The 411-nt window shown below is 65.9% G+C and carries 1 protein-coding gene; it reads right to left on the reverse strand.

Going from position 1 to position 411, the window contains the following annotated elements:
- Positions 1 to 411 (reverse strand): hypothetical protein (locus D7X55_RS41955; RefSeq protein WP_199747467.1); only part of this gene is annotated, 411 nt, incomplete at both ends.

The raw sequence follows: 411 nt of genomic DNA on the forward strand, positions 1-411 counted from the left end.
GTGCTGGGCGTGGTCAGGAATGCCGGAATGTCCAGCCCGTCGCGTGCCTTGTAGTAGACCAGCCGGGTGGTGCCCAGCGCGGCTGGCTGGATCTGCGGATAGGTCTTGGCCAGCAGGGTCAGCTTGCCGTCGTGCAGCAGGTGATACTCGGGCGGGTTGGAAGGGCCGGAGGTAGCCACCAGCACATTGGAAAGATCGGCGGTGTAGTCGACGATGCGGTAGCTCAGGCCTGTATCGTAGTTGGCGGTGTAGCGCTGGCCGTTCGCGGTATCGACCATCGCCAGCGGCTCCTGGCGGATGCCAAGCGCCTGGCGCAGCCCCTGGTCCAGGGCCTTCATGCGCGGAGAGGTCCACTGGATGTCGTCGCCGCGCGGACCGGCGTAGCCGATTCCCATGATCTCGCCGAAGGGT

Origin of the sequence: Corallococcus sp. AB049A, from assembly GCF_003668885.1 — a bacterium.
Lineage (GTDB): Bacteria > Myxococcota > Myxococcia > Myxococcales > Myxococcaceae > Corallococcus > Corallococcus interemptor.